Source organism: Leifsonia sp. NPDC056824, assembly GCF_042789575.1.
Classification (GTDB): domain Bacteria; phylum Actinomycetota; class Actinomycetes; order Actinomycetales; family Microbacteriaceae; genus Leifsonia.
This window is the reverse complement of sequence record NZ_JBHUAV010000005.1, coordinates 252,674-266,791: the sequence shown is the minus strand read 5'-3', so window position 1 is coordinate 266,791 and position 14,118 is coordinate 252,674. Positions and strand designations below refer to the sequence as shown.

General features: G+C 68.4%; 11 protein-coding genes. 2 read left to right on the top strand and 9 right to left on the bottom strand.

The window, feature by feature from the left end; genetic code table 11:
• Positions 1 to 54: 54 nt before the first annotated feature.
• The 8 genes from dxs to dut form a co-directional block, all read right to left on the bottom strand.
• On the bottom strand, positions 55 to 2,007 hold the full coding sequence (dxs, locus tag ACFRFH_RS18230; RefSeq protein WP_382464399.1) for a 1-deoxy-D-xylulose-5-phosphate synthase: 1,953 nt from the start codon (positions 2,005 to 2,007) through the stop codon (positions 55 to 57).
• Between the two features lie 141 nt (positions 2,008 to 2,148).
• Complete coding sequence (locus ACFRFH_RS18225; protein WP_382464398.1) at positions 2,149 to 2,979, bottom strand: hypothetical protein; 831 nt, start codon at positions 2,977 to 2,979, stop codon at positions 2,149 to 2,151.
• 346 nt (positions 2,980 to 3,325) lie between these two features.
• Positions 3,326 to 4,315, bottom strand: coding sequence for an Abi family protein (locus ACFRFH_RS18220; protein ID WP_382464397.1), 990 nt, complete (start codon positions 4,313 to 4,315; stop codon positions 3,326 to 3,328).
• 335 nt (positions 4,316 to 4,650) lie between these two features.
• Complete coding sequence (gene acnA / locus ACFRFH_RS18215; protein ID WP_382464396.1) at positions 4,651 to 7,467, bottom strand: aconitate hydratase AcnA; 2,817 nt, start codon at positions 7,465 to 7,467, stop codon at positions 4,651 to 4,653.
• 140 nt (positions 7,468 to 7,607) lie between these two features.
• Positions 7,608 to 9,980, bottom strand: a complete 2,373-nt coding sequence (locus ACFRFH_RS18210; RefSeq protein ID WP_382464395.1) for an HAD-IC family P-type ATPase — start codon at positions 9,978 to 9,980, stop codon at positions 7,608 to 7,610.
• A gap of 27 nt (positions 9,981 to 10,007) precedes the next feature.
• The gene (locus ACFRFH_RS18205; protein ID WP_382464394.1) at positions 10,008 to 10,811 is read right to left on the bottom strand and encodes a DUF3159 domain-containing protein; all 804 of its coding nucleotides are present in this window, start codon (positions 10,809 to 10,811) and stop codon (positions 10,008 to 10,010) included.
• Complete coding sequence (locus ACFRFH_RS18200; protein ID WP_382464393.1) at positions 10,808 to 11,446, bottom strand: DUF3710 domain-containing protein; 639 nt, start codon at positions 11,444 to 11,446, stop codon at positions 10,808 to 10,810. Before ACFRFH_RS18200 ends, ACFRFH_RS18205 begins: the two co-directional genes overlap by 4 nt.
• Positions 11,443 to 11,901 (bottom strand): dUTP diphosphatase, encoded by a 459-nt coding sequence (dut, locus tag ACFRFH_RS18195; protein ID WP_382464392.1) that lies wholly within the window; start codon positions 11,899 to 11,901, stop codon positions 11,443 to 11,445. The genes ACFRFH_RS18200 and dut overlap by 4 nt, the downstream gene beginning before the upstream one ends.
• A 40-nt stretch (positions 11,902 to 11,941) precedes the next feature.
• On the opposite strand from dut, the gene ACFRFH_RS18190 reads away from it, so the two are divergent.
• A complete protein-coding gene (locus tag ACFRFH_RS18190) occupies positions 11,942 to 12,388 on the top strand; it encodes a DUF3093 domain-containing protein (protein WP_382464391.1) in 447 nt (148 codons plus the stop codon).
• 61 nt (positions 12,389 to 12,449) lie between these two features.
• On the opposite strand, the gene ACFRFH_RS18185 is transcribed toward ACFRFH_RS18190, so the two are convergent.
• Positions 12,450 to 12,743, bottom strand: a complete 294-nt coding sequence (locus ACFRFH_RS18185; protein ID WP_179605681.1) for a DUF4193 domain-containing protein — start codon at positions 12,741 to 12,743, stop codon at positions 12,450 to 12,452.
• 205 nt (positions 12,744 to 12,948) lie between these two features.
• Between ACFRFH_RS18185 and sepH the strand changes: the two genes are divergently transcribed.
• Positions 12,949 to 14,112 (top strand): septation protein SepH, encoded by a 1,164-nt coding sequence (gene sepH / locus ACFRFH_RS18180; protein WP_382464390.1) that lies wholly within the window; start codon positions 12,949 to 12,951, stop codon positions 14,110 to 14,112.
• Positions 14,113 to 14,118: the final 6 nt, after the last annotated feature.

Below are 14,118 nucleotides of genomic sequence, written 5' to 3'. Positions count from 1 at the left end.
CCCTAAAACCGCGTTTTAGGGGCGTTTACGTGCCCCTCGGCGGAGGAGAGTGGGTTAGGCGCGGCGTTTTTTCGCGGGGGCGTCGGCCTCCGCGGGCTCCTCCGCGGGCAGCGGGCGGGCGATCGGGATGCGGCTGCCCAGCACCTGCGCGACCAGGTCGCGCGCGATCTTCTGCGGGGTGAGCCCCGCGTCGTCCAGGATCTGGCTGCGCGATGCGTGGTCGATGAACGCGTCCGGCAGCCCGAGCTCGTCCACCGCGGTGTCGATGCCGGCCTCGCGGAGGTCCTGGCGCACGCGCGTGCCGATCCCGCCGACCCGGATGCCGTCCTCGATCGTCACGACGATGCGGTGGTCGGCGGCCAGGCTCAGGATGCTGCGCGGCACCGGCACGACCCAGCGCGGGTCCACGACGGTCGCGCCGATCCCCTGCGCCGCCAGCCGGTCGGCGACCTTGAGGCCGAGGTCGGCCATCGGCCCGACCGTCACCAGCAGCACGTCCTTGCTGTCCGACTCGCGCAGCACGTCCACGCCGTCCTCCAGGCGCCGCACGGCCGGGATGTCCGCCTGCACGTCGCCCTTCGGGAAGCGCAGCACGGTGGGCGCGTCGTCGACGGCCACGGCCTCCGCCAGCTCCTCGCGCAGCCGGGAGCCGTCGCGCGGCGCCGCCAGCCGGATGTTCGGGACCGCCTGCAGGATCGCCAGGTCCCAGATGCCGTGGTGGCTCGGCCCGTCCGGGCCGGTGACCCCGGCACGGTCGAGCACGAAGGTGACGCCGGCCTTGTGCAGCGCGACGTCCATCAGCACCTGGTCGAACGCCCGGTTGATGAAGGTCGCGTAGATCGCGACGACCGGGTGGAGGCCGCCGTACGCGAGCCCCGCGGCGCTCGTCGCCGCGTGCTGCTCGGCGATGCCGACGTCGTGCACGCGGTCGGGGAACCGCTCGGCGAACTTGTGGAGGCCGGTCGGCCGGAGCATGGCGGCGGTGATGCCGACGAGCTTCGGGTTCTTCTCCGCGAGCTTCACGATCTCGTCGGAGAACACGTCGGTCCAGTGCTCGCCGGTCGAGCTCTCGAGGGCCTCGCCGGTCTCCGGGTCGATCTGGCCGACCGCGTGGAACTGGTCGGCGGCGTCGCGCAGCGCCGGCTCGTAGCCGCGGCCCTTCTGCGTGATCGCGTGGACGATGACCGGGGCGCCGTAGTTCTTCGCCTGGCGCAGCGCCTCCTCCATCGCCTCGATGTCGTGGCCGTGCACCGGCCCGATGTACTTGATGTCGAGGTTCGAGTACAGCGACTCGTTGTTGGAGAACCGGCTGAGGAAGCCGTGCAGGCCGCCACGGACACCGCGGTACAGCGACTGGCCGGGAGAGCCCAGCTTGTCGAAGGCCTTCCGGCTGCTCAGGTACAGGTTGCGGTAGCCGCGGCGCGTGCGCACCGTGTTGAGGAAGCGGGCCATGCCGCCGATCGTCGGGGCGTAGGAGCGGCCGTTGTCGTTGACGATGATGATCAGCCGGCGGTTGTTGTCGTCGGAGATGTTGTTGAGCGCCTCCCACGTCATCCCGCCGGTGAGCGCGCCGTCGCCGACGACCGCGATGACGTGCCGGTCGTTCTGGCCGGTCATCTCGAAGGCGCGCGAGATGCCGTCGGCCCAGCTCAGCGACGACGACGCGTGCGAGCTCTCGACGATGTCGTGCTCGGACTCGGAGCGCTGCGGGTAGCCGGCGAGGCCGCCGCGCTGGCGCAGCCGGGAGAAGTCCTGGCGCCCGGTGAGCAGCTTGTGGACGTACGACTGGTGCCCGGTGTCGAAGACGATCGCGTCCCGCGGCGAGTCGAACACGCGGTGGATGGCGATCGTCGTCTCGACCACGCCGAGGTTCGGCCCCAGGTGGCCGCCGGTCTTGGCGACGTTGGCGACCAGGAACGCCCGCACTTCGGCAGCGAGCTGGTCGAGCTCCCGTTCCGTGAGCCGGTCGAGATCACGCGGCCCGTGGATGGTTTCGAGGATGCTCATGGATTTCAGTGTAGAACCGTGTGAATCGGAGGAGGCTCGGAACCGACGATCCCGAGCCTCCCCTTGACAACGGTCTGGTTACACCAGGCTCCGCAGGACGTACTGCAGGATGCCGCCGTTGCTTAGGTCTGAACGACTTAGTCACACGAATTCCGCCCCGCCAGGCCAGGCTGCGATGCGTACGACATCCGGTCTGCCAGGCGATGTCAGCCAAATGACCTGTTTGGCATAGCCGATCAGGCTGGTCACAAGCATCAACACCTGTACGCAGTTCCGCTTGCTGAACTGGCGAGAGGAGACACCATGTACGCTCGCGTGCCTCGAGTAGTGCCGCGGAATCTCATCACCTTTGTCCTTCCAGAACTGCTCGTGCGCGTTCCAAATCGGCAACCACACCATCGCCTCGTGGACACCCATCGCGTTGAATGACTCGGGCACATCGGCGTCCTTCTCCCGATTCGTAACCGCTTTCCGCTTGTTCCGGTCGGGATAGAACCGAGAGATCAGGGTGTCCAGCGTCACCGTAAACATCGCCTGCGCCGAACGCGTGTGTCCCCTCCGCATCGCACCGAGTCCATCGAGCGCGAAGGTGACTTCCTCCCGCAGCGCCGGGTGCGCGACGTTTGTGAGCACCGCCTCACAGTCGTCCATCAACGTGTCAAAGCAATCCCCCAGTACCCGACGTCGCGCCGACCTGTCCTTGGCGCGAAGCAACCGGGCCGCCGTCCGTCCGCGAGGGACGAGATAGAGCGGGATGCCCTCCTGCTCGATGAAATCGTGCACTTCTCTGAAGCTGATCGCGTCGCCGATGTCGCGAAGGTTCGACGGCAGGAACGACTGCTTGAGACCCTGAATCACCTTCGGGTCGATGAATGACCCGATCGACGTCTGAAGCTGGCTGAGCATGCTCTCCACCACCGGACTGACCAGTGAATTCAGCCGCTTCTGAAGGTCGGCGTTGATCGTTGCCACCAGGTCAGCCGCCGAGAATCCCCGCGCCGGGAACAGAGACTTTGTGAACCCTGTTGGCATTTGAAACCCCGTCGGAGACCCAACATTGAGTCCGATCAGCGGACTGCTACAGAATCCGCCGACCGTCTTAGGCACTCCCGGATCGATGACCTCTACGCGTTCCTCTGGATCGTAGGCAACTTCGCCATTGTCAGATACCAACTGAGCCCTCCCGGCGGCTCGGGACAGGCCTTAGTAGTGCGGACAGCGCGGCCTTACGCTGGTGTGGGCGCGCCATCTCGGCCTCCGTTCGGTTCGACAACTCTGCCCGCCTTCGTGGCTGCTCAGAGTTCAACTGATTAGGGGCTCACCCACTGAGTCCGGGCCAGAACTCGTCCTGTGCCCATCCAGCGGGGACGCCCATACCTGCGAGGTTCATCGCTGGGCGAGTGCCGATCAGGTCATGAAGTCGCGCGGACCAGTTGCTGCGCGGCGAAACGGTGCTGAGGATCGTCTGCAGGGATACGAGGACTGGGTAGAGCCGTTTGAGAGAGCGCTCCGGCAATGCATCCGGTCCGCGTAGCCACGCGATCGACCGGGACGTGGGTACCACGGGGTATACGCCGAGGCCGACGTTCCAGAGTCGGCCGTGGTGCGCGCAGACGTTGCGAACCCGGACGTAGGTCTGCAGCCAGGACTCGAGAACAGGGCTCGTGAGCCCCATGCTGGCAGCCACTGCGGTCCGGTCCGAGCGTCGCTTCAGATTCCGGTACAGGTTGGCCAACTGCCCAATCGTGAGGGTTTCGACCATCAACCACGACGGCGGCAGTTCCGGCGTCCCGTAGGTGGTGAGGTAATGCTCCAGCGCGGACCGGTGACTCACCGCCGCGCTGTTTTGCTCAGCATCCAACGTACCTGTGTCGTCGACGGGGTGACCCTCCGCGGCGTCGACAGGCTCGGCCACGGCACGTAGACGGGCATCCGAGGCATCTCGAATGATCTTCAGTAGGCCAGCATGCTTGTTCGCGTGGTGGAAGTGATCCGAATCCGTGTACCAAAATGGGTCCTCGTACACCGTCGACATGTGGTCGGTCAGAGCAGCCCTGACGGCGACCTCGACGCGCTCAAGCGCGTCCATCACCAGCAGCCGGAGGGCACGGTCGAAAACGTACAGGTCGAGGACGTCGTCGAACGATGTCCCTTTGCGGAGCAAGTGGTCTGGCCGGCTTTGCTGGAACGGGATCGCGTAGGGCGAGAGCCGGTAGTAGCCGATGTGCCGGAGATAGCGAAGCGCCCGGTCGCGATCGGGGATCACCATGCCCCGCTCAGCAAGCCGGTCGACGAGATCGTCCAACATCATCGCAGGCTTGTCGTAGTGTTGCGTCCCGCGCAGACGGGGCACGCGAGGCGGTGCAGACATCCGAAAGTCGTCCTTGGAGCTGGGTAGAGAAAATCCCCCAAGTGCGCATCGTCGAGAGGCGTGGGGGATGTAGTGCTTGAAGAGTAACACGCGGGTACGACATCAGGGAGACCTCAGCAATGGATCACACCTCGGAGAGAGGGCCTACCACCACTTACAGTCCGCTGCCGACCCGATAAGAATGGGAGGCGTCCCGCCAGGCCGAAGCCTGACGGGACGTTTGTGACGCTGCACTACCCGCGATCAGGTCCGCGAAGACGCTAGCGAGAGCCTCAGCTACCGGCAAGTCCGCGCAGGACGTACTGCAGGATGCCGCCGTTGCGGTAGTAGTCGGCCTCACCGGGCGTGTCGATCCGGACCACCGCGTCGAACTCGACGGCCTGCTTGCCGGCGGGCGACTGCTCGGTCGGCTCGGCGACGACGTGCACGGTCTTCGGCGTGCGGCCCTCGTTGAGCTCCTCCAGCCCGGTGATCGAGAACGACTCGGTGCCGTCCAGCCCGAGGGAGTCGGCGTTCTCGCCGGCCGGGAACTGCAGCGGGACGACGCCCATGCCGATCAGGTTCGAGCGGTGGATGCGCTCGAAGCTCTCGGTGATGACCGCGCGGACGCCGAGGAGGCTGGTGCCCTTCGCCGCCCAGTCGCGCGACGAGCCGGAACCGTACTCCTTGCCGCCGAGCACGACGAGCGGGGTGCCCTGCGCCTGGTAGTTCTGCGACGCGTCGTAGATGAACGACTGCGGGCCGTCGGCCTGCGTGAAGTCACGCGTGTAGCCGCCCTCCACACCGTCCAACAGCTGGTTGCGCAGGCGGATGTTCGCGAACGTGCCGCGGATCATCACCTCATGGTTGCCGCGGCGCGAGCCGTAGGAGTTGAAGTCCTTGCGGTCGATGCCGTGCTCGTTGAGGTACTGACCGGCCGGGCTGTCCGCCTTGATGGAGCCGGCGGGCGAAATGTGGTCGGTGGTGACCGAGTCGCCGAGCTTGGCCAGCACGCGGGCGCCGGCGATGTCGGTGACCGGAGTGGTCTCCAGCGTCATCCCGTCGAAGTACGGGGGCTTGCGCACGTAGGTCGACTTCTCGTCCCACTCGAAGATCGAGCCGGTCGGGGTGGCCAGCGACTTCCAACGCTCGTCGCCCTCGAAGACCGACGCGTACTGGGTGACGAACATGCCCTCGTTGATGGAGGAGTCGATCGTCTGCTGCACCTCGGCGGCGTCCGGCCAGATGTCCTTCAGGAAGATGTCGTTGCCCTCGGAGTCGACGCCGAGCGGGTCGACCTCGAAGTCGAAGTTCATCGACCCGGCGAGCGCGTACGCGATGACCAGCGGCGGGCTCGCCAGGTAGTTCATCTTCACGTCGGGGTTGATGCGGCCCTCGAAGTTGCGGTTGCCGGAGAGGACGGCAGTGACGGCGAGGTCGCTGTCGTTGACCGCAGCGGAGATCTCGTCGAGCAGCGGGCCCGAGTTGCCGATGCAGGTGGTGCAGCCGTAGCCGACCGTGTAGAAGCCGAGGGCCTCCAGGTCCTTGGTGAGGCCGGCCTTCTCGTAGTAGTCGGTGACGACCTTGGAGCCCGGCGCCAGGGTGGTCTTCACCCACGGCTTGGCCTTGAGGCCCTTCGCTGCGGCGTTGCGGGCCAGGAGGCCGGCGGCGAGCATGACCGACGGGTTCGACGTGTTCGTGCACGAGGTGATCGCCGCGATGGCGACCGCGCCGTGGTCGATCACGAAGTCCGTGCCGTCCGCCAGCTTGACCGGGGTCGGGCTGGAGGCCGTCTTCGGCGCGTGGCTGTGGTGCGTGTGGACGTGGTGGCTGTGGCCGTCCTCCGGCTGCAGCTCGCCCGGGTCGGAGGCCGGGAAGGACTCCGAGATGGTCAGGTCGACCAGATCGTGTGAGATGTCCGCGTAGTCGACCAGGTCCTTCTCGAACTGGGTCTTGGCCGCGGTGAGCTCGATGCGGTCCTGCGGGCGCTTCGGGCCGGCGATGGACGGCACGACCGTGGAGAGGTCGAGCTCGAGGTACTCGGAGAACACCGGCTCGTTCGCCGGGTCGTGCCACAGGCTCTGCGCCTTCGAGTACTCCTCGACCAGGGCGACCTGTTCGTCGCTGCGGCCGGTGAGGCGCAGGTAGTCGAGGGTCACGTCGTCGATCGGGAACATGGCGGCCGTGGAGCCGAACTCCGGGCTCATGTTGCCGATGGTGGCGCGGTTGGCGAGCGGGACCTCCGCCACACCGGCGCCGTAGAACTCGACGAACTTGCCGACCACGCCGTGCTTGCGCAGCATCTGGGTGATGGTGAGCACGACGTCGGTCGCGGTCACGCCGGTCGGGATGGCGCCGGTGAGCTTGAAGCCAACGACCTTGGGGATGAGCATGGAGACCGGCTGGCCGAGCATGGCCGCCTCCGCCTCGATGCCGCCGACGCCCCAGCCGAGCACGCCGAGGCCGTTGACCATGGTGGTGTGCGAGTCGGTGCCGACGCAGGTGTCCGGGTAGGCCTGGAGCTCGCCACCCACCTCGCGGGTCATGGTGACGCGGGCCAGGTACTCGATGTTGACCTGGTGGACGATGCCGGTGCCCGGCGGGACGACCTTGAAGTCGTCGAACGCGGTCTGGCCCCAACGGAGGAACTGGTAGCGCTCGCCGTTGCGCTCGTACTCGATGTCGGTGTTGCGCTCGAGCGCGTTCTCGGTGCCGAAGAGGTCGGCGATGACCGAGTGGTCGATGACCATCTCGGCGGGCGCGAGCGGGTTGATCTTGTCCGGGTCGCCGCCGAGCGAGGACACGGCCTCGCGCATGGTGGCGAGGTCGACGATGCAGGGGACGCCGGTGAAGTCCTGCATGATGACGCGGGCCGGGGTGAACTGGATCTCGGTGTCCGGCTCGGCCTGCGGGTCCCAGCCGCCGAGGGCGTTGATGTGGTCGGCGGTGATGTTCGCGCCGTCCTCGGTGCGGAGCAGGTTCTCCAGCAGCACCTTGAGGCTGAACGGGAGCTTCCGGTAGCCGTCGACCGTGTCGATCTTGAAGATCGTGTAGTCCTTCGACCCCACCGTCAGGGTGCTCTTCGCACCGAAACTATTTACAGCTGACACTGTGCCTTCTCCTTCGTCGGCGAGCGATGTCCCGCGAGCCTCATCCATCTTGGTCGTGCGTCGAAGCCTGTTTCCAGCAAGGTAAGCCTAAGCGGTCGGCTCAGGAAAGTATCTTGACGTCAAGATAAAATCTAACACGTTCACTCCCGGTCGAACACCAGGCCGCGCCGCCTGGCGAACCGGTAGAACAGCTCGATGCCGGCCGACCCCACGGCGCCCACCGCGATCCCCCAGAGCAGCGCCGTGTCGAGCGACAGGTGCATCTCGAAGAAGTTCGCGACGCCCGGGATGACGCACACCAGCACGAACGCCGCCGCCACCCCGCCGAGCAGGAACCACCGCCAGGTCGTGAGCGGCCGGGTCAGCACGCACAGGATCCACAGCGACACGCAGAACAGGGCGAGCGTGGTCACGCTGCGCGCCTCCCGCAGCGGGATGGAGCTGTGCAGCGGCGCGTACGCCACCACGGCGGTCAGCCCGGCGATGACACCGGTCGGGATGGAGTACCGCAGGATGCGCGACAGCACGCCCGGCGTGTAGATGCGCTTGTTCGGCGCCAGCGCCAGGAAGAAGGAGGGGATGCCGATCGCGAGCGTCGAGACCAGCGTGAGCTGCCGCGGCAGGAACGGGAACGGCCAGAGCACCACCGCGCTGAACAGCGCCAGCAGGATGCCGTAGACGGTCTTCGCCAGGAAGATGTTGGAGACCCGCTCGACGTTGGCGATCACCCGGCGGCCGGAGGCGAGCACGTCCGGCAGCCGGTCGAAGCGGTTGTCGAGCAGCACCAGCCGGGAGACCGCCTTGGTCGCCGCCGTCGCCGTCCCCATCGCGATGCCGAGGTTGGCGTCCTTGATCGCCATCGCATCGTTGACCCCGTCGCCGGTCATCGCGACCGTGCGGCCCTGGCGCTGCAGCAGGCCGACCGCCGTGCGCTTCTGCTCCGGGCTGACCCGGCCGAAGATGCTGGAGCGCCCCAGCGCGGCCTCCAGGTCGTCGTCGGTCTCCAGGGTGGAGGCGTCGACCGCCTCGCCCTCCATGTTCAGCGCCCGGGCGATGGCCTCCACCGTCACCGGATTGTCACCCGACATCACGACCACGCGGACGGCCTGCTCGCCGAAGTAGCCGAGCGTCTCCGGCGCCTCCGGCCGCAGCGTCTCGCCCAGCACGACCAGCAGCGCCGGCTGCACCCGCACGTCGCCGAGCGGGACGTGCGTGCCGTGCGGGAGCGGGTCGATCGCCCGCGCCAACGCCAGCGTCCTGCGCCCGGTCGAGGCGATGGCGGTCGCGCGCCGCAGCGCCTCCTCGTGCCCGGCGAGCACGCGCTCGGGCGCGCCGAGCACCCAGGATGTCTCCTCGCCGTCCACGCGCATCACCAGGCCGCTGAACTTCGTGGCGGAGCTGAACGGGATGCGCCTGTCGACGCGGAAGCGGTCGCTCTGGAAGCGCGTCGAGAGGATGCCGGAGGTCGCGTTGCCGGTGTCGTCGGCGCCGAACGCCGCGAGCGCGACCTCGGCGAGGCCGGCTGCGACGTCTCCGATCGGCTCGGTGCCCTCCAAGACCAGCTCGCCGCTGGTGAGCGTCCCGGTCTTGTCGAGGCAGAGCACGTCGACGCGCGCGAGCACCTCCACGGCCGCGAGCTCCTGCACGAGCACCTTGCGCGCGGCGAGCTGGATGGCGGCGACGCCGAACGCCAGGCTGGTCAGCAGCACGAGGCCCTCGGGGATCATCCCGACCACCGCCGCGACCGCGTCCAGCAGCGCGCGCCGCCAGCGCGAGTCGGTGAAAAGTTCGTTGAAGCCGCCGTACGCGAGCACCCGGCCGATGATCGTCACCAGGATGACCGGGCCGAGGATCCAGGACAGGTAGACGAGGATGCGGTTGGTCGCGTCGCGCAGTTCGGAGTGCACGAGCGAGTGCCGGCGGATCTCGCTGGTCAGCTTGCTCGCGTACGAGTCCGCGCCGACAGCCGTGACGATCGCGTAGCCGGTGCCGGTGGCGACGTGCGAGCCGGAGAGCAGCTGCGCGCCCTCGTCCTTGAAGACCGGGTCGGACTCCCCCGTCAGCAGCGACTCGTCGAGGGAGAGCCCCGTGCTCTCGGCGACGACCGCGTCGGCGGGGATCTGGTCGCCGGGGCGCAGCACCAGAAGGTCGTCGAGGACGACGTCCTCCAGGGCGATCGCGACGACCGCGCCGCCGCGACGGACCCGGCTCTCCGGCGCCGCCAGCAGCGCCGCACGGTCCAGCACGCGCTTGGCCCGCAGCTCCTGCACGATGCCGATCAGGGCGTTGACGACGACGACCCCGTAGAAGAAGCCGTCCCGGAGGTCGCCGAGCAGCAGCACCGCGATGAAGCAGCCGGTGAGGATGCCGTTGAACAGCGTGAAGATGTTCTCGCGCAGGATGTCGGAGATCGACCGCGACCCCGGCTGCCGCTGGAGGTTGACCCGGCCGTCCGCGTGGCGTTCCGCCACCTGCGCGGCGCTCAGGCCTTCCCTGGTCTGCGCGTCGAGCATCCTTCCCCCTTCTGGACGGTCCTGCGCCTAACCGGCGCTGTTGCCTTGCGGCTTCTTGGCCGCGGCCTGGGGGAACTGCCCCTTCACCACGAACCAGGTGATCAGCAGCAGCGGAGCATAGAGCGGAACGCCCATCAGCAGCTTGGTGAGGGCGAGCGCGCTGGTGGCCGCGTCGGTGTGGGCCAGGTAGAGCGGCACCTGCACGAGCAGCCGCGCCGCGAAGAGCAGGAACCAGAGGAAGGTCAGGGCCTGCATCACCCGGAACTTCGACTTCACCGAACGCCACGCCAGCCCGTCGCCCATCAGGTAGCCGGCCGCGAGGCCGATCAGCGGCCAGCGCACCAGGATCGAGGCCAGGAGCGCTGCGGCATAGGCGGCGTTCAGCCAGATCCCGAGGATGAAGTTGTCCTCGCCGCGTCCGGTGATGAGCGCGAAGATCGCGGAGAGCCCGACGCCGATCAGGCCCGCGAGGGCCTGCGTGACGGGCGTCTTGCCGACGATGCGCACCACAGTGAACACGACGGCGACCGCGACCGAGACGACGATCGACAGCGGGACGTTCTGCGTGAACGTGAAGAGGATGAGGAAGACCAGGCCGGGGAGGATGGTCTCCAGCAGTCCGCGCACGCCGCCGAGGGCGGAGAGCAGTGCGGTGCCGGTCGGCGTCTCGCCATCGACGAGCTGGCCCATGCCCGAGTTGCGCGCGGCCTTCGCCAGACTCTCGCCGAGCGTGGAGGCGACCGGGTCGCGCTCCTCGTCGCCGGGCTCCGCCCGCTCGGGGTCGCGCTGCGGGTCGTGGTGCTGGTCGGTCACGTCGTGCCCACCGCTCACAGCGAGCTGTATCCGCTGTCGCCGGTGCTCGGGGCCGACGGCATGCGCAGCGGGATGAGGTCGCGCGGCGGCATCGGGGTGGTGCCGCGCACGACGACGATGCTGCGGAAGAGGTCCTCGACCAGGGCGGCGGCCTCCGGCTTCACGGCCGCGTCGCCGGCGATCACGCCGCGCAGGAACCAGCGCGGGCCGTCGACGCCGACGAAGCGCGCGACGCGCGTCTCACCGGGCGCGCCCTGCGGCGCGGCGACGGGGATCTCCGCCACCAGCTCCGGGCCGAAGACGCCGTCGCGCTCGCTCACGCGGCCGCCCTGGCGCTGCACCTGCTCGGCGATCTGGCCGCGGATCTCGTTCCACAGGCCGGTGCTGCGGGGAGCGGCGAACGGCTGCACCTGCAGCGTCGAGTTGGCGTAGTCGAGCCCGACGGCGACGACGCGCTGCGACTCCTCCTCGACTTCCAGCCGGAGATGGAGGCCTTCTCGCGGCAGGATCTTCACGCCGCCGAGGTCGACGTAGGGACGGACCGGGTTCGCCTCGCTGTCGTCGAGGGGACCTTCCGTCTCCCGATCCTCCGGTGCGGACTTGTCCACGTCCTGTGGCTCGGCCTCGCCGGGGGTGTCGATGCTGTCGGTCAAGCGTGTTCTCCTGCCTGCGTGACGGTGTAGCCGGACGAGCCGAAGCCCGCGGTGCCGCGGTGGCTGTCCGGGAGGGCGTCGACGGGGATGAACCGGGCCTGCGCGACCGGCATGACGATCAACTGCGCGATCCTGTCGCCGACGCCGATATCGTACGGCATCGACCTGTCCGTGTTCAGGACGGTCACCTTGATCTCGCCGCGGTAGCCCGCGTCCACGGTTCCTGGCGCGTTGACGATGGTGATGCCGTGCCGCATGGCCAGGCCGCTCCGCGGGACCACGAAGCCGAGGTAGCCCTCCGGCAGCGCGATCGAGACGCCGGTCGGGACGGTGTGCCGCTCCCCCGGAGCCAGCGTCACGGGCTCCGCGGCGCACAGGTCGGCGCCCGCGTCACCGGGGTGGGCGTAGACGGGGAGGCGGTCGGCGACGATCGGGACATCCACGGTTTCGGTCACGGTGTCGAGGGTAGTGCACGAAGGATGATCGAATAGTCCTATGGACCTCTACCGCGAACGGCTCTGGGCGACTCCCTGGCTCTTCATCTCCACCATCCTCGTCGTGCCCGCCGTGATGCTGGTCTTCGCCCCGATCAACTTCCCCGTCGGCGTCGTGCTGGCGATCGTCTTCTACGCCGCGATCGTGATCGCGCTGCTCGCCACCGCCCCCGTCATCCGGGTGACCGCGGCCGAGTTCACGGCGGGGAACGCGAAGATCCCGCTGGAGTTCATCGGTGAGCCGAAGGCGTTCACCGGCGATGAGGCGACGATGGAGCGCGGGCAGCGGCTGGACGCCCGCGCCTGGCTGCTCATCCGCGGCTGGATCAAGCCGGTCGTGAAGGTGCCGCTGCTCGACGTGGACGACCCGGCGCCCTACTGGCTGATCTCGACAAGAAACCCGGACCAGCTGGTCCGGGTTCTCGATGAGGCCCGACGTCCTCTGTAGTCCTGCCTAGGTTTGTCGTCCAGTCGGGGCTACCCGGCGTCGTGGCGGTGCGGTGCGCTGCTTACGCGGCGCACTCCATGCAGATCGGTCCGAGCTTCGTCTCGTGGTCGATCTGCGAGCGGTGCTTCACCAGGAAGCAGCTCACACAGGTGAACTCGTCGGCCTGGGGAGGCAGCACCACGACGTCGAGGTCGAGGTCCGACAGGTCGGCACCAGGGAGCTCGTAGCCGCCCGGGTTGTCGGCGTCTTCGACGTCGACGACACCAGACATCTTGTCCGGAACTCGCTCCTTGAGGGCCTCGATCGACTCGGAGTCGTCCTCGGTCTTCCGCGGTGCGTCGTAATCCGTTGCCATGCCCATCCACTTCTCGTCGTAACGGCCGATTCTCGCAATCGGCGGCCATAGTTTGCATCAATCGCCTGCGAATAGCAAAACCACGCAGGAGCCTCTCAGCGTTTGCTCGGTGTTCAACTTCCGGCACGCCCGCGGTATTCCCCGGAAGTCCCCCATTCCCGTGGCATTCTGGGCCGGAACGAACGCGAGCTCGGAAGGCATCACAATGCAGGATTTGAAGGTCATCGGGGTCGAGAACGGTGCCATCGTCGCCGTCGGCGACGACGGTGAACGCTTCCGCATCGCCGTCGACGACACGCTTCAGTCGAAGATCCGGCAGGTGCGGCAGCAGGTCTCCGCCGAAGTCCCCAAACTGTCCCCGCGCGAGATCCAGGCGCACATCCGCTCCGGCATGTCCGCAGACGACGTCGCCGCCGTCACGGGCGCGCCCCTGGACTACGTCCAGCGCTTCGAGGGCCCGATCGTCGCCGAGCGCGAGCACGTCGTCGCGAGCGCCCTCAGCGTCCCGGTCCGCACCGCCGCCGAGGTCGACCCGCTGGGCGACCCCGACACGTTCGGCTCCGTCATCCGCGACCGCCTCGCCTCGCTCGGCGTCGCCGGCGAGCGCTGGGCGAGCTGGAAGGACGTCGAGACCGGCTGGATCGTGAAGCTCGAGTTCACCGCGGACGAGATCGACCACGACGCCCGCTGGAGCTACGACCTCCGCAAGCACGCGCTCGCCCCGCTCAACTCGGAGGCGACCACGCTCTCGCAGGCCGGCGAGCTGCGCGGCGGCGCCCTTATCCCGCGCCTGCGCGCCGTCCTCCCGAACGAGGGCGAGCCCGACAGCTCCCGCTTCGACAGCGGGGCCTTCACCTTCCCCGCCCCCGGTGTCGACCTGCTCGGCCCGGAGGTCACCCAGCCGCTCGAGCCGCTGGAGCCGCACGCTCCCGGCCGTGCCAGCAACTCCATCGCGATCTCGGCGATCAAGCGCGCCGACGAGACGCCGCGCGACCTGCACCAGACCGCCGACCTGCTGGAGGCGCTGCGCCGCCGCCGCGGGGAGCGCGAGGCCGCCGGCTACGACGAGCCCGCCCCGCAGGCCGACCGTGGCGACCGGACCGGCCGCCACGAGCAGGTCGAGCAGCCGACGCTCCTCGACCCGATCACGCCGTTCCGGGTCATCGAGGAGTCGATCACCGTCATCGAGGAGTTCGGTCCGCCGCCCGCGGCGCCCGCCTCCGGCACCCCGACGCCTCCCCCGCCCGCGCCGCTGTCCTCCACCCAGGAGCAGACGCCTGTCGTGTCGGGCCGCCGCAAGGGACGCGCCGCGATGCCGAGCTGGGACGAGATCGTCTTCGGCGCGCGCACGGACGACGACCTGGCCTGAGCGGCC

Bases quoted from the DNA above. Each gene is read 5' to 3' on its own strand.
- dxs (WP_382464399.1), bottom strand. From the start codon at position 2,007: ATGAGCATCCTCGAAACCATCCACGGGCCGCGTGATCTCGACCGGCTC.
- ACFRFH_RS18220 (WP_382464397.1), bottom strand. From the start codon at position 4,315: ATGTTGGACGATCTCGTCGACCGGCTTGCTGAGCGGGGCATGGTGATC.
- ACFRFH_RS18210 (WP_382464395.1), bottom strand. From the start codon at position 9,980: ATGCTCGACGCGCAGACCAGGGAAGGCCTGAGCGCCGCGCAGGTGGCG.
- ACFRFH_RS18190 (WP_382464391.1), top strand. From the start codon at position 11,942: ATGGACCTCTACCGCGAACGGCTCTGGGCGACTCCCTGGCTCTTCATC.
- ACFRFH_RS18185 (WP_179605681.1), bottom strand. From the start codon at position 12,743: ATGGCAACGGATTACGACGCACCGCGGAAGACCGAGGACGACTCCGAG.
- sepH (WP_382464390.1), top strand. From the start codon at position 12,949: ATGCAGGATTTGAAGGTCATCGGGGTCGAGAACGGTGCCATCGTCGCC.